The following is a 17740-nucleotide window of genomic DNA, read 5'->3' on the forward strand; positions in this document are numbered from 1 at the left end:
TCATGACTTGGTCGCTAGGCTACTTGCCTCTCCGCGAGCCTGATCTACTTGACGCTCTATTTCTTGCGGCTGGGCGTTCACTTCACATCGCCAACGCGTTCGAAGGGAAATGCCGCTGGATGCTCCGATGTATCAACCTGGTTGAAGTGCACCAAAATGCCGACCCGGTTGCCACGTTCGAGGATCTCATCGCTGCACTTCCGGCCGACATGATGCTTGGGCCGGCCTTGCACCAGCTGACCGGCCACATGTCGTGCCCCACCGAGACCGTGGACGTGCTGCGGCGAGCCAGGAGGGCACGGAATTTCATTGCACACGAAGGTGCCGACGTCGGTGACATCAGTGCCGCCCGGGCGAAGCACCTCCTCGAGCACGCAGGCCGCCTGCGCTCCGCAGTGTCAGACCTGGCAGCTGGCGACAACATCATCTCGCAGTGGGGGTTCCACTTCGAAGAGCCGAATTGCTCCCTCCCGCGAGACCTGATTGATGCATACCCGGCGATGATCGACAAGTGGGTCTTCGGGCACTTCGGGAATCTCCTCGACGAAGTCGCGGCCTCGGCGCCCACAGAAGCCTCCAAGCCAGCACAAAAGCCGTCATAGTCGTTGTCGGCCAGCAATCTCGATGAGTCGTATCGGCGCTGGTGGCGCTTCCCTGCGGCCGTGCGACGGCATACGGAGCAGTGCCTGAAGCCGCTGTAGGGTGATCTAACTCCAGTACAAGTGTGGGGTGTTGCGCTCATCAGGAGTAAGTGTGCGGGGGCCGGCTTCCCTGGTCGCTGAGCTTCCGAAGAACGGGAGATGTGCTTTCCACAGGTCAGGATAGAAGTGCCGGAAGATGAAGTCGGTGAACCGCCCGATGTGCATTGGCGCAGCGCAGGCGATTCGGCAGTCCGCAGAGTTGATGGTCAAATGTGCCGCCGGATGACCCGGAGCCGCCGACCCTGGGTCGAAGTCGAAGCGGATCGCAGAGTGCAGAATCATGTTCGTCGGCTCGGTCTCGATGTGAAGATCAATCACATCGATGATCGGGTCCTGGCGCACGAGTTCGCTGTCCACACGGTAGGGGCAGGGGACATAGGCGAGTCGGTGCCCAGCGATTTCTCCCTCTTCGATCTCATAGGTGATCTGCAGCAACGCGCCATCGAAGAGGAGAGCTGAATAGGCGCCGGCCTGGGCCCATCGCCGGTAGTCCTGGAGGGTCGGGTCTCCTCGATTGACCAGGAAGGGGATACCGGGGTCCGTCGCGTGCCAGGAGACGCGCGTCCCGCTGACAGAGACCGTGTTGATGTAAGCGGCTATCTCCGCGTTGAGAAGGTAGTCGAGGAGGTTTCGGACCTCCTCGGCGACCGTTCTAGTCGTCGTCACGCGGCATGTCTTCCTTGAGCTTCATCACCAGCCGTGTCCGCATTGCGGGCGGAAGGTCATAGAGATCGATCTGATCGGTCTCGTAGGCTTCAAGGAAGGCCTGAAGTCCGTCCGTTGCCTTCTGTACCGCAGCGCGGTCATCGTCAGAGCGGTCGCGGTGAAGGTGTCGAAGTTGGTCCAGCTCCTCGCGCGAGGGAATCGTGAAGCCGAGACGGAAGTTCTTCTCCCGCACTGTGTCGATCTCGCGGGAAATCGCGTCCATCCGGTCGCCCCAGCCCACGACGCGGACCCACGCTCTGCTGCGGGTGATGGCGGTGAAGAGGGTGTTGCGACGGGTGACGGCTTGGTGATCGCTGTTCGCATGCTGAGCATCGACGACGTAGACCATAGGAGCCTCGTTGCCCTTGGCCCGGTAGATGTGGGCCAGGGCGACGGATTCCCGTTTGAACACCTCGTCGACACTCGTGCCGACTCCCACCAGATGTGAGGGGATCCCGTGTTGCAGGAGTGTCTGCATTAGCCGCGGTGCCCGGGATTTGGCACGGTAGACGTCAGGCAGGACGATCAGAATATCGTCGTGCTCAAGTTCGTCCTCGGCCAAGTTCTTCTTGATCTGCTGAGCTACCCAGATGTCCTGGGCGGCCTGATCGTCGAAACGCTTCATGATGACTGCGTCGTCCGGGGTGAGCAGTTCACGGAAGTAGGCCGGGGAGCTCGACTCCGCCCGCTCCAACGTCACCGCTGAGCCGAGCGCGAGACTGCCGTGGACCGTGTTGTAGCCGATGTCCCCCCACAGTTCCGGGGCGTCGAAGTGCTGCAGCAGACCGCCGTCGCGGTACACGCCGATTCCCAAGGCGTGAGCTGTGGCCAGTGCCCAGGGAGTGTTGCGATAGCAGACCGGCAGCACAATGTCGCGCCGCGGCTGCTTGTCCTGCTCGGCGAGACTGACGAGGCTCTCCCCCGAAGGACCTGTCCCGAACAGCTCATCTGTCCCGGGCATAGCCGACTCCGACAGCTTCTGAAGCTCGTCGTAGCCCCAGACGATGCGCTTGGGATCCCTCGTCAGTAGATAGACGAGCTGGAAGAACTCCGGTGGAAGATCCTGGGCCTCGTCGATGAGGACCGCATCGAAGACCGGCTCGGGCGAGCCGGCGCGTACCACCGCGAGGAGTTCCTGGCACACCCCCTGGAAGGCGTTGTCCATGCCGTAGGTGGCGCGCGCGTAGTTCCAGTCCCGCGGTGTGACCCCTACAGCACGGGCCATCTCGCTATACATGCCGGCCTTGGAGCTCGACCCCCAGGAGTGCATGATCTGCAGAAACTGCTCGTCGTAGCGGTCGTTGCTGTACTCGAACGTGAAGCGTTCCACCAAGTCCTGGATCTGCTGATACAAGGCTCGGGAGTGGAAGGTCACCGCTATGCGCCACTCGGGGTGCTGGGTATGCAGGTAGGCAGCCTTAAGAGCAAGAACCACCGTCTTGCCCGATCCGGCCAGGCCGCGGATTCGTTGCGGCCCCTCGGGTGTCTCGATTGCGGCAGCCTTCTGCCACTGGTCTAGGTTCGCGATACCTCGTTCGATCACCTTCAAGATAGCGCCGCGGGAGGATGCGTCCTGGACCGATGAGCGCTTCTTGACCGGCTTGATCGTCGTTACCCGCTGCAGTGCCGCTTGCAGTGCCCGCTCGGTGTTCTCATCGATACCATCGAGACCCGCCACCTCTGTGGCGACGTCCAGTAGGTCGCAATAGATGCCCTCGACCTCGGAGGGCTGATCGCCAACCGGCCCCGGGAAGACGGTGACCGTGGAGATCTCCAGGGCCAGCTGTCGGCGCCGACGCAGCCCGCTGTGCTTGCCGAGTGTGCTCTCCAGGACGTTGTACAGACGGTCCTGAGCCGAGGAGACAACGTCCCATCCGTCCGAATCGCGTGGAATGGTGTCCTCGAGGAGGAACGCCACGAGTCCGTGGCTCCTGCTTACCAGTAGAGCATCCACCTCAACCCGGTCGTCAGCCGTGGCCAGTACGGGGTACCCGAGATACACCGTGCCATCGGAGACCACCTCACGCAGCTTTTCCGCCAACTGCGATGCGGTGCTCCGGTCTCGGCTCTCGCCGTATACAACCTCCAGCGGCACTACGGCGCTCTCTTCCCTCTTGGTGCGGTCAGGCGTAGCCGTGACACGCGTGCATACCGGCCGTCACTCATCCTAATGATCCAGGTCTGCTTCCATTGCAGAGTCGATGTGACGGCCACCAGAAGCTCGTCATCGTTCACGGGCTTCCCATCGCGGTGCAACCGTGCAGTAGCTGGGATGTCGTGCAGTGAGCGACCCGGGCCCACAGCCGATTCGCCGCCGCGGCCCGACACGAGCTTCGCTCCGCATCCGGCCACGCATCGTGACACCACGTCAGCGACCGCGTCGAAAGATCCGCCGCAGCAGCGAAGGCGCCGCCGCCTCACGCGGGCCGGGCACGACCGACGGACGGGGCGACGAAGGTTCCTCCGACCGTACGTCAGCAGGTTCGGCGGGCAGCGCGATGCCGCGCTCGATGGCAATCCGCGCCACGATCTCGCCCGCATCGGCGGGAGAGGGCCGCGGGGTGCTGCGTTCCGCGGCGAGCGTCGCTGCGGCGACCCCTCGTCGCTCGCCTGCGCGAGGCGGTCGCTGGAGGGTGACTCCGGCGTCGGTGAGCATGCTCAGATCCAGCGTCCAAGACCTGGCCGATCGGGCCTCCCACACGTTGAACGCGTAGCGGATGTGGCTGCGGGCCTCGGTGTGGCTCATCCCCGTGACCTTGACCAGATGCGCGAACGCTTTCGACTCCAGGCCGCGGACCTGGGCGTATCCGTAGTGGGTGACGGTGTGGCAGTCCGTGCACAGGCAGATCAGCCTCTTGAGGCGTTGGACGCGGGTGGCGTCGTCGTACACCCAGCGCTCGTGGGCCTCCAGCCACCGCTTGGCGTCGCGGTTCTCCGCGGCGCCGCAGGCCTCGCACCGCATCCCGGCTCGCCGGGTGATCATCCGGCGGAGCCGTTCCCAGTCCCTTGGGGTGACGCAGGAGCGGACGTTGGTGAACCAGCAGCTGGAGGGCACCAGGTCGACGAACAGGCCCTCGCCCAGCGTACGGTCCTCGCCGGGCAGCAGGTCGGGCACGTCGGGGGCCGCGGTCCATGGCTGAAGGGCGGTCATGCCCTTGCGGGGCGCGTACCAGCGCTTGGCGGCCGGATCCCACCGGGCCCCTGCTGCCTTGGCCTTGTCCTTCTCCGCGTACGGAACATCCAGCCAGATCCGGTTGACCATCGCGCTTCCCTCCCGTGTCCGTCGAGGCGGTACAAGGGCTACCCCCTCGGCGCCTAGCGACGCTACCGGCCGCTCGGAGGTGCCGCCGGACGAACTGCGATCTTCCGTCGCGTGATGTCCGGATCCGGTGGCACGCTGACGGGGAGAGGGTGGTGAGGGCGATGCTGGAGCTGGGCGAGCCGAGGGTGCTTGTGTGCGGGAGTCGCCGCTGGCCGTGGCCGCATACGGTCGAAGCTGTCTTGGACCGGCTCGCCGCCCGCTACGGCCAGGACCTGGTCGTCATCGAAGGGGCCGCGACCGGGGCGGACCGGGCCGCCCACGACTGGTGCCGCCGCCACGGCCTGGGCGAGGACCGGCACCGCTGCTATCCGGTGGACTGGGCCGCCGAGAAACGCTCCCGCCCGGACCGGTGGCGGATGGCCGGCCCCGAACGCAACACCCGTATGCTGATGAACGAACGCCCCCGGCTGGTCATCGCCTTCCACGACCACTTCACCCCGGCGAGTGGAGGCACCTCGGACATGGTCCTGCGGGCCGTGCTCACCCAGGTGCCGGTGTGGCTGGTCCCGGGCCAGGACCTCGCCGTGGGGGCCTGGGTGAGGCCAGGGATCTTCCCAGCCGACCGCAGCCGCAGGGCGACCGCCGAACTGCGGACGGCACAAGGGCGGCAGAGCCGGAACCCGGACCGATCCGGGGTGCTCGGTGATGAGCGCGATCCATCGTGAGAACGCTCAGCCATATCCCCGCCCCAGGAGCCTCCTTGCACAGGGAAGTTGCGGCGATCCGGACCTGGGATGTGATGGGGCCCGCCATCATGAGTACGAGCGGAGTGACATCGAGAAGGAGGGGATCGTGCCGGACATCTGGGTTCTCACCCAGCCCACCGACGGCAGCAAGAAGCGGGGATTCATCCGGGCCGACGTCATCACCAGCGTCAGCGGCGACACCGAGAGCGTGCTCGCCGTCCGGTCGGACACCCAGGACCTGGTGTCCCTCGCCGCGGGTGTGACACCCGGCGGCAAGCGCAAGCCGCTGCCGGCCGGATTCCACGTCTGCTTCCTGCAGACCCTGGACGAGGTACGGCGGGACAAAAGCGTCCTCGCCAAGGCAGTCATGGCCAGATGGGTCATCAACCAGGAGGAATGGCAGTGGGCGGTCGAGGACATCGAAGACCTCGCCCCCCGCGACTTCTGACACCCGCCCGCACGGCCACACCGGGGTCCCCGGCTATGCGAAGGCGAGTTCGCGGAATCGGTTGCGGATGTCCGTCAGCGGCTGGCGGTCCCGGGTGTAGTAGAGCTTGTTGGTCAGCAGCACGGCCCACTGGTCCTTCGCAGGCGAGAGCCACATTCCGGTGCCGGTGAACCCGTAGTGGACCCAGATGTCCTCATCGCCGCTGGTGGCGGGGGCCGGGTGCCAGAACAGTCCCCGGGCGGGCTGGAGCCGGCCGGTACGGATGGCCAAGGAGTGGGCGGTCCAGTCGGCTCCGAAACCGGCCTCGACGGGGGAGGTGGACGCATCGAGCATGTAGCGCAGGAACCGGACGAGGTCGTCGAGGACGGTGAAGACGCCCGCGATGCCACACACGCCGCCCAACAGGCGGGCGGAGAAGTCGTGGGCGACTCCCTTGAGGTGCGTGTCGGTGTCCTGGTCGAGTTCGGTCGGCGCACACCTCTCGGCGATCTCGGCGGGCAACGGCCCGAAGCGGGTCGTGCCCATGCCCAGGGGGTTCCAGATACGGGCGGCGGCGAGCTGGTCCAGGGGCTGGCCGGAGATGTATTCGGCGAGGTAGCCGAGGATGAGGGCGGCCCGGTCGGTGTACTCCACGGCCTCACCCGGCGGCCGGTGCAGGGCCTCGTGCAGAACACCCTCCCGGATGGCCTTCGGGTCGGTGCCGTACAGGTTCTTCAGTTGGGCTCGCAGCGGGACGCCGGCGGTGTGGGTCAGCAGCTGCCGGGCGGTCACGGAGCCGAGCGGGTGACCGGTGACCTCGCGCCAGAAGGTGCCGAGCGGGGCGTCGAGGTCGAGGACGCCGTCCTGCCACAGGGTGCCGATGGACGACCACACCGCAAGGATCTTGGTGAGGCTGGCGGCGTCGAAGACGGTGTCCGGTCGCATCCGTACGTCCGGCCGGTCGGGATCGAGAACGCCCGTGGCGCCGGACGCGCGGGTGCCGGTGGCGGTGCCGACCGCCCATACGGCGCCCGGGTAGACCTTGTCGCGGACGCCTTCGTCCAGGAGGGCTTCGATGCGGTCGATTGCGTTCGTCATGGTCTCCCTGTTCGCCGTGGGCATCCCGCCGGTCAGCGTAGTGAGGTGGGCGGGCCGGACCGTGCATGGCGCGGTCCGGAGATCGTGATCACGCCATCTGCTGCGACTCTGCCCGTTACGCAGGGCCGTGGCCCTATCGTGCCGGTACACGGAAGAAGACGATCTGCCGCAGGCTCGCCGAGCTGAGAGGAAGCCCGAGACGAGACCGGGACGAGCAGATTAGAAGGGGGAATGGGTGTCCGTCCCGCCGGCGCTCGGGCCTGTTGCACGCCTGCGTGAACACAACGAACGGGTCCTGCAGCTGCGTCAACACATCCGGCAGGTGAACCTCCGGCAGCGCCTGATGTACGGCTTCGGTGCTTGTGTCGTGCTCTGCGTGCTCGGCGTCGCCGTCCCTACAGCGCTGACGTGGCGGCGCTTCGACATGGCCCCCTTCAACACGGTGCTCGTTCTCCTGGGCGTCGTATCTGCTGTTGGGTTGGTGGGGTCCTCATGGATAGAAACAGTCAGACATGAAGGCCCACGGCCTGGGACCTCTGGGGATCGGCTGACTCGCGATGAGCTGGAGCTGGAGCTCGAAATCGCAATCGAGAACCGGCTCATCGACGCGACCCCGCTAGACATCCCCATCCGCAACAGGCAGTTCGCCTACCGCGAGTCCATACCCGAGGAACTGGATCAGCTGCGCAAAGAGAGCCACCGCTACCGTCGGCGGCACAACTTCTTCCAGCTCCTGATCATCATCGGTTCGATCGTTAACGCTGGGGCGCAGTCCTTCAGTGACACTACCCAGCCACTCAAATCGATCATCATCGGCCTGACCATGCTGGTCGCCATCTGCGCAGGTATCACGGGGTACTACAAGTTCCGCGAACGCAGCTTCAACCTTCAGCAAACGGCGGACTCGATCGAAGAGCACGCTAACGCTTTCCACCTCGCGCTGCCGCCTTACGACAGCGCCGACCCTGCGGCCAACCTCGCTCTCCTCACTGCCAGGGTCGAAACCCTCCGGGTGGAGCAACGACGCCGAGAACAACAACTTGATCAACCGCCGGAAACCCGTGACCCGTCCGTCTGATCGCCAGCCTCACCACAGCCCAGGGCGGGCTGGGGGTGAGAGGCATTCTCAGGCGAGTCGGCGGCCGAGGTCGTCCAGGGCCTGGGCGGTCGCGGAGAGGGGGTATCGGGAGGCGTTCGCGTACCCGGACTGGCGGAGAGCGGGCAGCAGACCGGGGGCGGTCCGCAGCCGTTCGATCTCCCGGGCGAGGGCGGCGGTGTGGGTGAAGTCGGTGGCGAGACCGGAGGCGGCCAGGGCCTCGCTGAGGCCGGGAACGGGCTGGTAGAGGACGGGCAGTCCGCAGGCCTGGGCTTCCAGAGCGACCAGGCCCATGGCCTCCAGAGTGGTGGAGGGCATGACGAGCAGGTCGTGCTCGGTGAACGTCTTCCACAGCTGTGGGCGCCGCAGCCAGCCGAGGTAGCGGGCCCTCACGCCGGATCGTTGCAGCAGCGGGGCCAGGGCATGGAACTGGGCTCTGGGGGCGGCGATGGACAATTCGACGCCCGGGATGGCAGTCAGGCTCTTGACCAGGGCTTCGGCGCCTTTCTCGGTGGTCAGCCGGCCCGCGTACAGCAGTCGCAGATGGCTCTTCGAGGTGCGGGGCAGCCGACTCGGCGGGCTGGCCAGGAGGTGGTCGGGGATGCCCCACGGGATATGAGTGATCTTGCGGCGGTCGAGCTGCGGGGCGAGACGCAGGAGGTGGTCGGCCATCGCGACGGTGGGCACCACGATGGCGTCGGCCGCGCGGGCACTCTCGCGCAGGATCTGTAGCTGGTCGCGGTGGGTCTCGGCGAAGAGCAGGTCGGTGCCGTGGACCAGGGCGATCCGCGGGTGGGCGGGCAGGGCCCGCATCAGGGCCGGGGTAGCGCCGAAGGCGAGGTGCTGCAGGTGCAGGACGCCGATCTCGGAGGCGTCGAGCTGGACGGTCAGGGCGTGGCGCAAGGCGGCGACGTAGCGGCCGAAGGCCGGTCCTTCCAGGCATTTTCCGGGCACGGACAGCAGCTCCAGCCCGGCCGGCAGGCGGGGGCGGGCACCGGCGGGGGCGAGCATGAACGCCCGGGCCGGGATCAGGGGCCTCTCGCCGGTGTAGAGGTCGAGGAAGAGTTCGACGCTGCCGCCCGGGCTGCCTGCGGGCAGGTCCAGGAAGGTCGCGGCCAGCGGCCCGGAGGAGGGGCTCACGAGGGGGCTCACAGTCCGCCTCCGATCTCTTCGTAGAGGCGGGAGGTGTCGATGCCGGTACTGGCCGCGTACTTCGCGGCCGACCGCTGGTAGCTGTCGGCGGTGCCGAAGGCGGTGAGGAAGACGAGCTTGCCGAAGGTCATGCCGGGATAGATCCGCACAGGCTTGGCGGCGCGGATCTCCAGCGTCCAGCGGATCGCATGGCCCTGATGGCCCAGCGGGGCGGAGACGTGCACCCAGATGCCCAGGGAGCCGGTGGTGCGGTCGCCGTTGAGCATCTGCGCGAACTTCTCGGAGCCGGTCTTCTCCAGGGTGACGCCGAGGTAGAGCACGCCGGGCACGAGGAGCATGCCGTAGGCGGGGATCGTCTGTTCGGTGAAGGCGGTGGGCACGGCGGCGTCCAGGTCGCCGTCGCAGACGCGGATGGTGTCGCCGAGCCGCCAGTCGTAGGCGTTCGGTGAGAGCCGGGCCGGGTCGAAGGGGTCGATGGTGATCTCGCCGGCTTCGAGGGCGGCAGCGATCGCGGGACCGGTGAGGATCACGAGGCCACCGCCCGGATCCGGGCGGCGTCACGCCAGTAGCGGGAGGGCTGCGGGCCTGTCGCGGCCTGGTACTTGCCGCGGTAGAGGTCGATGTCGCCGCTGGAGACGAAGAACATGATCTGCCCGATCTTCATCCCCGCGTACACCCGCAGTGGACGGATCGGGGAGAGCATCAGCGTCCACTGCCCCAGGAAGCCGATATCGCCGATCGGGGCGGTGATCTCGACGAACAGGCCGAGCCGGCCTACCGAGGACCGTCCGAACAGCAGCGGGACGAAGGTGTCGGAGCCGACGTGTTCGAGGGTGTGGCCGAGATAGAGCTCACCGGGCTGCAGAACGTAGCCGGCGTTCCCGATCTCGATGGTCTTGGTGGGGTTGGGCTGGTGGGCGTCGATGACGTCCGCGGTGTAGGTCAGCAGGGTGGGGCCGAGGCGGACGTTGTAGCTGTTGGGGTTGACCTGGTCGGGCTCGAACGGGGTGATCGTTAACCGGCCGTCGTGGGCGGCGGTGGTGATCTCGGGACCGGTGAGGATCATCGGGTTCCCCCTTCCGAGGACGTGGCGAGGGTGCGGCGGACGGCCTGCCCGAGGTGGAGTCCGGCCTGGTGGGTGCGTCCGCCGAGGTAGGTGTCGGCGAGGTAGTCGGTCGTGAGGACGCTGAGGAGAGGGTCGGGCAGCGGGACGGGGGTGGTGACCAGGGGACCGGCCTGTTCGGTCAGATGGGCGATCAGTCGGGCGGGGTCGTTCTCGTACGGAGCAGGTACGAAGGCGTGCACGAGCTGGTTGCTGAACGGTTCGATGGCCAGCAGGTCGGCGAGGGTGAGTACGTCGCCGAGGCGGGTGGTCCGCAGCGCCGTCTCGTTCAGGACGACGGCGGGAGCCCCGAGGCCGGTGTGGAGCCGGGAGGCGATGTCCGCCAGCAGCCGGTGCCGGTCCAGGTCGCTGTCCCGGTAGGGCTCGTTGACGTGGCCGAGCGGGGCGGCGAGCTGGGAGCGCAGGCCTGTGATCTTCTCGGCGAGTGAGGTGAGGGGGCCGGGGACGGCGCCGGTGGTCGGGAAGGCGGCGGTGCGGGCGGCCCACCCGGGACCGACCGGTTCGGCGGCGGCGTATCCGGCGCCGAGCTCGGCGCCCTTGACCACCAGGGTGTCGCCGACCGGGACGGGGCCGTAGGTGTCGCTGTGGCAGTGGCCGGCGAAGACGACGTCGAGGAACGGGCAGGCCACAGCGAGTTTGAGGTCCTCGTCGAACCCGGAGTGCGACAGCACCATCCAGGAGTCCGCCTGGTAGTGGTGTTCCAGCATCAGCTCGCGCAGGGCGGCGGCCGGGTCGGTGACCCGGTGCTCGGCCCGCTGGCCGATGGGAATGCTGTTGAACGCCTGCGGCCCCATCACTGCGGTGATGGCGACGCGCCGGCCGTGCACGCGCACGAGACGGAGGCGGTCGAACAGCGGCTTGCCGCTGTTCGCGTCCACGGTGTTGGCGCACACCGTCATCTCGCGCAGGCCGGGCTCGAGGTAGTGCGGCCAGCCGTGGTTGCCCGGGGCGAGGACGTCGTACAGCGTGGTGAGGATCTCCCGCTCGACGTGGCCGCCGCCGAGCCGGTAGTAGCCGGTGCCCTCGAAGAAGTCCCCGCAATCGGCGATCAAGGACGTGTCCCGCAGCTGCTGGAGGTGGGCCAGCATCCCGGCGGCGTCCTCCAAGGCGGAGTGCACGTCGGTGGTGGCCACGATCTGGTGGACAGCCCGCGCGGTCATCGCGACCCCTCGGTGACGTCGGCGCCCAGCGTGCGGAGCTTGGCGGGCAGGTCGGCGTGTCCGCGACGCAGCTGGTCCAGGCCGGTCACCGTGGTGGTGCCGCGGGCATTCAGTGCGGCGATCAGCAGCGCGGAACCGGTGCGGATGTCCGTCGCGGTGACCCGGGCACCCGTGAGCCGCTGCGGACCGGATAGACGGCACTGGGTGGGGGTGATCTCCTCGATCTCGGCGCCGAGGCACGCGAGTTGGGGCAGGAGGTTGCCGTGGCGGCCGGGGTTGATGGCGTCGGCGAACAGGTGGATGCCGGGCAAGGTCAGGGCCAGGGCCATCAGCGGCGGTTCGAAGTCGGCGTCCAAGCCTTCGGGGTCCAGGGAGGCCAGGGCCCGCAGCGGGCGTCCCGTGGGCTTAAGGGCCCGGTGCACGGTCAGGGCGGTGGAGGCGAGCGTGACCGGGATGCCGACCCAGTCCAGCAGTTCGGCCAGCGCCTTCACGTCCGGGCCGCGAATGCCCTCGATGCGGCCCTCGCCGCCGCTGGCCGCGATCGCGCAGGCCAGGGTGCCCGCCTCGATCTTGTCGCCGGGCACGGCGAGGGACACGGTGCCGGCCGGGACGCCGGGCGGCGGTGCTAAGGTGATCTTCTCCTGGCTCGCATGGGCCTGCCAGCCCGCCGTCTTCAAGGCGGCCAGCACCCCGGTGGTCTCCGGGGACAGGTTCGGGTTGCCCAGCTGGAGGCGGCTGCCCGCGGCGACCGCCCGGAGGATCGCGGCGATGCTGGCGCCGCGTGAGCGGAACGGCAGCGTGAGCACGACCGCCTCTCGGCGGTCCCCGGCCCGGATACGGTAACCGTCGTCGTCCACGGTGACGGTGTCGCCGAACGTCTCGTACACCGTGAAGTGCTGTTCCATCCCGCGCTCGCCGATCCGGCAGCCGCCCGGCCAGGGGAGTTCGGCCCGGCCGCAGGCGGCCAGCAGCGGCGCCACCAGGTAGTAGGAGGCCCGGATGCGGGCGGCGTCCGCCAGTTCGCCCGCTTCCACCGCGCCGTCCCGGGGGTGCACGACCACTCCGTGCGGCTCGGTGACCGGGTGGGCGACGCGGTAGCCGGCCTGCTGCAGCAGGCCGAGCATGAGCTGGACGTCCGAGCTTTCGGGGACGCCGGACAGGTGCACGCTGCGGCGCATCGTCGCGGCGGCGGCCAGCAGCGGCAGGGCCGCGTTCTTCGAACCGTCCACGCGGACCGCGCCGGCAAGCGGGCGGCCCGGGCGGACGGTGACGGCATCCATGCCGGTCACGCGGGTGGGGGCGAGCGTCATCAACGACCTCCAGGACGTGCACGAGATGAGTCAGGGTGAGTGCGGGTGCCTCCTGGGGCGGTCCGGCCGCCGCCGACAGCGGCCGGACCGCGAACGGCACCGCCCCAAGGAGGAGGGGGAAGGGCGGTGCCCGCCGCACCCGTCTCCCGGGGCGCCGGAAGCGGTGCGGCTCCGGCCGTCCCGCCCCCGGGGAGGAGGGCGGGACGGCCGGAAGTGTGTGCGTCAACTGCCGTGCCCGGCAGGGAGGATGCAGGTGATCTGCTTGCCCAGCGGGGTGGACTCGACGGTCCAGCCCGGGGCGATGGCGTCGAGGATCCACAGGCCCCGTCCCGTGACTTCCTCCACGTTGTCCGGAGCCTGCTCGCCCCGTACCGGACGGGAGTCCGACTCCGGGTCGTGGACCTGCACCAGGACATCGCGCTCGCCGGGATGGATCTGCACCACGACCGGCGCCCACGGGCCGCAGGCCCGCACCGCGTTGCCGACCAGCTCGCTGGCCACCAGCCGGGCCGACTCGGCGACCTCCTCGCCTATCCCCGCCCCGGCGACCGCCTTGAACACCACCTGCCGCATCTCCCGCAGATGGTCCTCGCTCGCGCTCATGTGCAGCGCGAACCCGGCTCCCCGGGGCGCCAGGTAGAAGCCGCAGGACGCTTGCGGCGGATGGGACGGCGGGCCCGTCAGGACCTCGGATTCGTGCATCGCGTGCTCCCCAGTCGGCAGCGCGGGCACCCCGGAATCTCACCGGTGCAGACGGCTCGCACTGTTGGTCGGCACGTCGGCCCCCGGGGCCATCCGGCCCGGGGAGTCGGCGCAAAGGCATGGCATATGACACGAAGCGCAATGACTTCATCACACTTCGCAACCGAGAGTCAGGATGCCTCTAGGCAATCGAGTTGGGCAACATGCCCAACTCGGATTCCTCAGATTGGTTGTCCATGCCGTGGGCAAGCGCCACACTGTCGGCATGGCCTGGAAGAGGAATCCTGCCCCCAAGTCCGTCTACCGCCGCCAACTGTCCGCCCAGCTCAAGACGTTGCACGAGGAGTCGGGCAAGACGCTGGCCGAGGTCGGAGCGGTCATCGAGGTCAACCAGGGATCGCTCAGCCGCATCATGAACGGCGACCGCGGCACCTCACCGGTCCTGGTGAAGGCGATGCTCGACTGCTACGGCGTCACCGACCCGGGCGTCCGGGAGGACATCCTGGACCTGGTCCGCGCCGATCAGGCCCAGCGCAAGAAGTGGTGGCGCAAGTACTCCGCCGTCATCAACACCACCCAGTACGGCGGCTATCTCGAACTGGAGCAGAGCGCGGCGACCCTGCGCTCCTACGAGCCGCAGCTGATCCCCGGACTGCTGCAGACGCCCGAATACGCGCGGCAGGTCATCACCGCCATGCGCGTCGACCTGGACGCCAAGCAGGTCCGGGCCCTGGTCGACGTGCGCATCAACCGCCAGGCCATCCTCGCCCGCGAAGACTCCCCGCCGCCGAAGCTGTGGGCGGTCATCGACGAAGCCGCCTTCCGTCGCATCGAGTCGCGGCCGGCCGTGCTCAGGGAACAGCTCCAGCATCTGCTGGACGTCGAGCCGAACCCGAACATCACGCTGCAGCTTCTACCGTTCGACACCGGGTTCCACCCCGGCTTGTACGGCTCGTTCATGCTCATGGGTTTCCCCGAGCCCAACCCGGACGTGGTGTGGGTGGAGAATCTGACCAACTCGGTGTACTTCGAGGGATCCAGCGATGTGGGGCGCTACACCGAGGTCTTTGACCACCTGCGGGCCACGGCCCTCGGCCCACCCGAGACCCGCAGCCGTATCCAGAACATGCTCAAGGAGCTGTAAGTGAGCAACACCAAGCCCAACCCCGCCGACCTCGACTTCTCCGCCGTCACCTGGGAGAAGAGCGAGTTCAGCGGGGGCAACGACAACTGCGTGGAGTTCGGCGCCATCGGCGGCCTGATCGCGATGCGCGACTCCAAGCGGCCGGGCCAGACCCCGCTGGTCTTCACCCGCGACGAGATCGCCGCGATGATCGCCGGGGCGAAGAAGGGCAACTTCGACCACCTGGCATAACCCGCACCCCGCGGCCCGGAAAGGCCGCAACCGACAAGAAGGCGGCGGCCGGCCCCAGGCATAGTGGGGTCGGCCGCCGCCGTAATCTTCCCCCACCAACCCCGCCGAACCGACAGCGCCCGCCCGGCGTCACGCGGAGGGCTGCGGGGCAGTTGCCCCCGTCCGCGAGGCTCCGCCTCGTGAGGTGGAACTGTCTCCATTGAGGTGAGAGCGGGCAGCATCGATGAAGGCATCGATCGCCTGGAGCAGGCGATACTGGGCGGGAACCTCGGGCGTGCGCCCTGCCATCAGGTCCTCGAGTACGCCTCCAGGGCCATCGGAGTGACGCGCCTCGCTCCGCACTTGATCAGCGCGATTAGCAATCGTTCCCGCGAGTTCGGCGACGTGCTCGGGCCCTTCGAGAAGGACGACGGAAGCGGCAGCCCGTACCGGATCGGTCGACACAGCGGCACGGACTTGCGCCGACCGGCGACGGACTTCCGCCTCCTGGCTCTCGTCGTAGAAGGCTCCGATCCCCATTTGAGTACGCGCTTCCTGCAGGCACGCACCCCACTCGATCTGCGCCATGTACGTGTTCGCCGCACCTACTAACGCGGCGTACGCCTCTCGTTGATGTTGCCGCCGCACCGCGGCCACCGGTCCTTCGAGAGCGCCGCGGCCCTGTGCCCGGCCGGCCGCGTAGGCAGCCGCAGAGGCAAGCAGGGCTACCGGGGCGGATATCAGAGCTGCTACCACCGCAGAGTCCATGCTGATGATCCTGCCGCAGAGTAAGCACCCACGGCCCGTACATCCGGAGATCGACAGGCCAGGCCCTGCGACGAATGCGACGGCCGGGAAGTCTCGCTGTACGCCGCTGACTTGACCGGCATGACAGTCGTCAGGGTGAAGGGCCTACGGGCTCGGGGCCCTCGATATGAGTATCGACGTGGATCCCGTCGGCGCCGCGGCTCCGTACGCTCGTGAACACCCGGATCGGCCCTCCATCGGCCCCATCGCGCGCCTGCTCGTCGGATCGCGTGTCAATTTCGAAGTCCGCTTGGACCCGATACCCGGGATCGAGATCGATCGGCTCGAAGGCATCGGCGACCAGCACCTCCGCCTGCACGGTCTTCCCCGAGCCCAGACGAATGGCGACACGCGGTCGACTCCGCTTGTCCGATTGCCAGTCCAACAGGATGTGTGGCATTCGCAGGGTGGAGCCGGCTTGTAGGACCTTGGGGAACTGGATGCTGCCGCCCGCGTCGCGCAACCACGCTTCACCGCCGAAGCTCACTGACGGCGGCCACGTCACCAGCGTCTTGCGTGCATGTGTGAACCCGAACCGGAGCAGCATCCGGGTCTTCCACCTCAGCCGCCTCCACCACATCCCGTCACGATCGAGCCAGAGGGTGTAGCCGACCACGATCACGTCCTGGCGCCCCACGTTGATGACCGAGGTGGACATCGCCCACCGCCCGTCTTCCTGGCGCTCTCGTATCGCAAGGACCTGCACCCTCCCGCCCGTCAGCCAATGACTCCAGACCTGCCAGACAACTCCGAAAGCACCGGTAACCGCACCGAACACAGCAAGCGCAGACGTCCAACTCATGGTCAGGGAACGTATAGACGGGCCCGCGAACGCACCAGAGGGCCTCCCGCAGCCCCTGGATCAGGGGATCTCCGGGCCAGGGCGTGCGGTGACGGCGGCCGACGTTCGCGCCTTGGGCAGCACGATGCCTTGGGCCTGAGCCATCGCCCCCGGCCGCAGCGTCCACGGCACGGGGCTCGTGTCCATCAGCCACTCGTTCGACAGCAGCCGCCGCACGATGAAATTGCGCACCGAGCGGCACACGTCCCAACCCAGGCCCGAGCACAGCTGGTTGTAGGAGGGGCCGTGACCATGCTCGACCCGGAAGGCCACGGTGAACTCGGCCGCCTGCGGACCACGGTCAGGGTGGGTCTCTTTCCACTCGCCGTAGGCGTTCTTGATCCATTTGGGGATGAATTGCGGGCGGACTTGCTCCATGAATGCCGCAGCGACCTGTCCTGGTTCGAGCGAGCACACGGCGCAGTACTCGACAGCTTCGGCGTGCCGTCGCAGCGCGGGGCTTGCCGCGTTCTTCCACTGGGTCCAGGCTCCGGCGTCGAATCGGACCGCCGGCCTTGCGCGGCGCTCGACCTGACCTTCGGCCTTCGCTGACTGCTCGCCCTCGGCGGGACGGCGCAATCCCGACAAGTGGCGTACGGCCAGGTCGAGGCGGTAGCCGTCCTCGGACAGTTCCGTGAGGAAACCCTTCTGCAGGAGGTTGGGCAGGGCGGCTCGGCAGACTTCGGGGAGGTCGGGCGGGATCTGCCCGAGGAGCTTGGATGTGCTGTGTGCCGCGAGGAACAGGCTGGCCAGCCGTGCCGCAGGAGGGAGCTTCTTGACCGGCTTGGCGGACAGGGCACGCGTTGTCCATCCGGACACCCGCGAACGCACGTTCTTCCCGAAGGGGAGCGGGTGGTCATCTTCCCTGGTCAGGTCGGGGACGGTGATCGGGACCGGAGTTGCGGGATCGCCGTCGAAGAGAGCGTCCCCGATCTGCCAGCCCAGGGCACGCAGGGCGTCGACGGCTTCGCGTGCATCACCGAGCCGCAGAGCGGACAGGTCCGCCCCGGTGAGGTTGCCGACGCCGCCTCGTGCCGCCCGGATGGCCACCACCACAGCAACGAGCTGAGCGTCAGGGCCTGGCAGCGCGAGAGAGGACATGTAGCTCAACAGCGTTCGCGCGGCCTCCCCTTGTTGGGAACTCAGCAAAAACGGCTGCGGCACTGTGGTCTGGGTAGGGCTGGAACTGGATGCATTCTTCGGCACAACGGCCCCAACGCGTAGCGAAGGGTCCAGTCACTATTCATGGTCCATCT

Annotated in this window: 19 protein-coding genes; 6 read left to right on the top strand and 13 right to left on the bottom strand. The window is 67.8% G+C overall.

The features are described from left to right. The first annotated feature begins 2 nt into the window (after positions 1-2). Positions 3-602, top strand: coding sequence for a hypothetical protein (locus ACZ7HQ_RS01535; protein WP_470983217.1), 600 nt, complete (start codon positions 3-5; stop codon positions 600-602). 105 nt (positions 603-707) lie between these two features. On the opposite strand, the gene ACZ7HQ_RS01540 is transcribed toward ACZ7HQ_RS01535, so the two are convergent. The 3 genes from ACZ7HQ_RS01540 to ACZ7HQ_RS01550 all read right to left on the bottom strand — a co-directional run bounded on the left by ACZ7HQ_RS01540 (position 708) and on the right by ACZ7HQ_RS01550 (position 4668). After that, complete coding sequence (locus ACZ7HQ_RS01540) at positions 708-1367, bottom strand: DUF2290 domain-containing protein (protein ID WP_053672920.1); 660 nt, start codon at positions 1365-1367, stop codon at positions 708-710. After that, entirely contained in the window at positions 1354-3324 is a 1971-nt protein-coding gene (locus ACZ7HQ_RS01545; protein WP_470983219.1) for a DEAD/DEAH box helicase, read from the bottom strand. Before ACZ7HQ_RS01545 ends, ACZ7HQ_RS01540 begins: the two co-directional genes overlap by 14 nt. A 450-nt stretch (positions 3325-3774) precedes the next feature. Next, positions 3775-4668, bottom strand: coding sequence for a DUF5710 domain-containing protein (locus ACZ7HQ_RS01550; protein ID WP_470983222.1), 894 nt, complete (start codon positions 4666-4668; stop codon positions 3775-3777). Positions 4669-4829: 161 nt separating this feature from the next. Here ACZ7HQ_RS01550 and ACZ7HQ_RS01555 point away from each other — a divergent pair, with 161 nt between their 5' ends. Both ACZ7HQ_RS01555 and ACZ7HQ_RS01560 read left to right on the top strand, forming a co-directional pair. Continuing rightward, a complete protein-coding gene (locus tag ACZ7HQ_RS01555; protein ID WP_470985147.1) occupies positions 4830-5393 on the top strand; it encodes an SLOG family protein in 564 nt (187 codons plus the stop codon). A 127-nt stretch (positions 5394-5520) separates the two neighbouring features. Further along, positions 5521-5862: a hypothetical protein gene (locus ACZ7HQ_RS01560; RefSeq protein ID WP_470983224.1), complete on the top strand. Its 342-nt coding sequence runs from the start codon at positions 5521-5523 to the stop codon at positions 5860-5862. 33 nt (positions 5863-5895) lie between these two features. On the opposite strand, the gene ACZ7HQ_RS01565 is transcribed toward ACZ7HQ_RS01560, so the two are convergent. Next, positions 5896-6939, bottom strand: a complete 1044-nt coding sequence (locus ACZ7HQ_RS01565; protein WP_470983225.1) for a serine hydrolase domain-containing protein — start codon at positions 6937-6939, stop codon at positions 5896-5898. A 235-nt stretch (positions 6940-7174) separates the two neighbouring features. Here ACZ7HQ_RS01565 and ACZ7HQ_RS01570 point away from each other — a divergent pair, with 235 nt between their 5' ends. Next, a complete protein-coding gene (locus tag ACZ7HQ_RS01570; protein WP_470983227.1) occupies positions 7175-8017 on the top strand; it encodes a DUF4231 domain-containing protein in 843 nt (280 codons plus the stop codon). A 48-nt stretch (positions 8018-8065) separates the two neighbouring features. On the opposite strand, the gene ACZ7HQ_RS01575 is transcribed toward ACZ7HQ_RS01570, so the two are convergent. The 6 genes from ACZ7HQ_RS01575 to ACZ7HQ_RS01600 all read right to left on the bottom strand — a co-directional run bounded on the left by ACZ7HQ_RS01575 (position 8066) and on the right by ACZ7HQ_RS01600 (position 13482). Then, complete coding sequence (locus tag ACZ7HQ_RS01575; RefSeq protein ID WP_470983230.1) at positions 8066-9187, bottom strand: glycosyltransferase family 4 protein; 1122 nt, start codon at positions 9185-9187, stop codon at positions 8066-8068. Continuing rightward, the gene (locus ACZ7HQ_RS01580; protein ID WP_470983232.1) at positions 9184-9717 is read right to left on the bottom strand and encodes a dCTP deaminase; all 534 of its coding nucleotides are present in this window, start codon (positions 9715-9717) and stop codon (positions 9184-9186) included. Before ACZ7HQ_RS01580 ends, ACZ7HQ_RS01575 begins: the two co-directional genes overlap by 4 nt. After that, positions 9714-10253, bottom strand: coding sequence for a dCTP deaminase (gene dcd, locus ACZ7HQ_RS01585; protein WP_470983234.1), 540 nt, complete (start codon positions 10251-10253; stop codon positions 9714-9716). Before dcd ends, ACZ7HQ_RS01580 begins: the two co-directional genes overlap by 4 nt. After that, positions 10250-11470, bottom strand: a complete 1221-nt coding sequence (locus ACZ7HQ_RS01590; protein ID WP_470983237.1) for a bifunctional UDP-sugar hydrolase/5'-nucleotidase — start codon at positions 11468-11470, stop codon at positions 10250-10252. The genes dcd and ACZ7HQ_RS01590 overlap by 4 nt, the downstream gene beginning before the upstream one ends. Continuing rightward, the gene (locus ACZ7HQ_RS01595; RefSeq protein WP_470983240.1) at positions 11467-12780 is read right to left on the bottom strand and encodes a UDP-N-acetylglucosamine 1-carboxyvinyltransferase; all 1314 of its coding nucleotides are present in this window, start codon (positions 12778-12780) and stop codon (positions 11467-11469) included. Before ACZ7HQ_RS01595 ends, ACZ7HQ_RS01590 begins: the two co-directional genes overlap by 4 nt. 222 nt (positions 12781-13002) lie before the next feature. Next, positions 13003-13482, bottom strand: coding sequence for an ATP-binding protein (locus ACZ7HQ_RS01600; RefSeq protein WP_470983243.1), 480 nt, complete (start codon positions 13480-13482; stop codon positions 13003-13005). A gap of 265 nt (positions 13483-13747) precedes the next feature. On the opposite strand from ACZ7HQ_RS01600, the gene ACZ7HQ_RS01605 reads away from it, so the two are divergent. Together ACZ7HQ_RS01605 and ACZ7HQ_RS01610 are read left to right on the top strand one after the other, a co-directional pair. Next, positions 13748-14626 carry a helix-turn-helix domain-containing protein gene (locus ACZ7HQ_RS01605; protein WP_470983246.1) on the top strand — a complete coding sequence of 293 codons (879 nt, stop codon included), beginning with the start codon at positions 13748-13750 and terminating at the stop codon, positions 14624-14626. After that, the gene (locus ACZ7HQ_RS01610; RefSeq protein WP_402162959.1) at positions 14627-14857 is read left to right on the top strand and encodes a DUF397 domain-containing protein; all 231 of its coding nucleotides are present in this window, start codon (positions 14627-14629) and stop codon (positions 14855-14857) included. 129 nt (positions 14858-14986) lie between these two features. On the opposite strand, the gene ACZ7HQ_RS01615 is transcribed toward ACZ7HQ_RS01610, so the two are convergent. The 3 genes from ACZ7HQ_RS01615 to ACZ7HQ_RS01625 form a co-directional block, all read right to left on the bottom strand. Then, the gene (locus tag ACZ7HQ_RS01615; protein ID WP_470983249.1) at positions 14987-15424 is read right to left on the bottom strand and encodes a hypothetical protein; all 438 of its coding nucleotides are present in this window, start codon (positions 15422-15424) and stop codon (positions 14987-14989) included. A 310-nt stretch (positions 15425-15734) separates the two neighbouring features. Continuing rightward, positions 15735-16301 (bottom strand): hypothetical protein, encoded by a 567-nt coding sequence (locus ACZ7HQ_RS01620; protein ID WP_470983250.1) that lies wholly within the window; start codon positions 16299-16301, stop codon positions 15735-15737. A gap of 204 nt (positions 16302-16505) precedes the next feature. Then, positions 16506-17648 carry a hypothetical protein gene (locus ACZ7HQ_RS01625; RefSeq protein ID WP_470983252.1) on the bottom strand — a complete coding sequence of 381 codons (1143 nt, stop codon included), beginning with the start codon at positions 17646-17648 and terminating at the stop codon, positions 16506-16508. Positions 17649-17740 lie beyond the last annotated feature (92 nt).

The organism is Streptomyces sp. NPDC037290 (genome assembly GCF_055603245.1).

What these genes read in the sequence shown, in the direction of transcription:
- ACZ7HQ_RS01550 (WP_470983222.1), bottom strand. Translation starts at nt 4,668, where the DNA reads ATGGTCAACCGGATCTGGCTGGATGTTCCGTACGCGGAGAAGGACAAG.
- ACZ7HQ_RS01595 (WP_470983240.1), bottom strand. Translation starts at nt 12,780, where the DNA reads ATGACGCTCGCCCCCACCCGCGTGACCGGCATGGATGCCGTCACCGTC.
- dcd (WP_470983234.1), bottom strand. Translation starts at nt 10,253, where the DNA reads ATGATCCTCACCGGTCCCGAGATCACCACCGCCGCCCACGACGGCCGG.
- ACZ7HQ_RS01555 (WP_470985147.1), top strand. Translation starts at nt 4,830, where the DNA reads ATGCTGGAGCTGGGCGAGCCGAGGGTGCTTGTGTGCGGGAGTCGCCGC.
- ACZ7HQ_RS01600 (WP_470983243.1), bottom strand. Translation starts at nt 13,482, where the DNA reads ATGCACGAATCCGAGGTCCTGACGGGCCCGCCGTCCCATCCGCCGCAA.
- ACZ7HQ_RS01620 (WP_470983250.1), bottom strand. Translation starts at nt 16,301, where the DNA reads ATGTCCACCTCGGTCATCAACGTGGGGCGCCAGGACGTGATCGTGGTC.
- ACZ7HQ_RS01605 (WP_470983246.1), top strand. Translation starts at nt 13,748, where the DNA reads ATGGCCTGGAAGAGGAATCCTGCCCCCAAGTCCGTCTACCGCCGCCAA.
- ACZ7HQ_RS01615 (WP_470983249.1), bottom strand. Translation starts at nt 15,424, where the DNA reads ATGGCGCAGATCGAGTGGGGTGCGTGCCTGCAGGAAGCGCGTACTCAA.
- ACZ7HQ_RS01535 (WP_470983217.1), top strand. Translation starts at nt 3, where the DNA reads ATGACTTGGTCGCTAGGCTACTTGCCTCTCCGCGAGCCTGATCTACTT.
- ACZ7HQ_RS01565 (WP_470983225.1), bottom strand. Translation starts at nt 6,939, where the DNA reads ATGACGAACGCAATCGACCGCATCGAAGCCCTCCTGGACGAAGGCGTC.
- ACZ7HQ_RS01590 (WP_470983237.1), bottom strand. Translation starts at nt 11,470, where the DNA reads ATGACCGCGCGGGCTGTCCACCAGATCGTGGCCACCACCGACGTGCAC.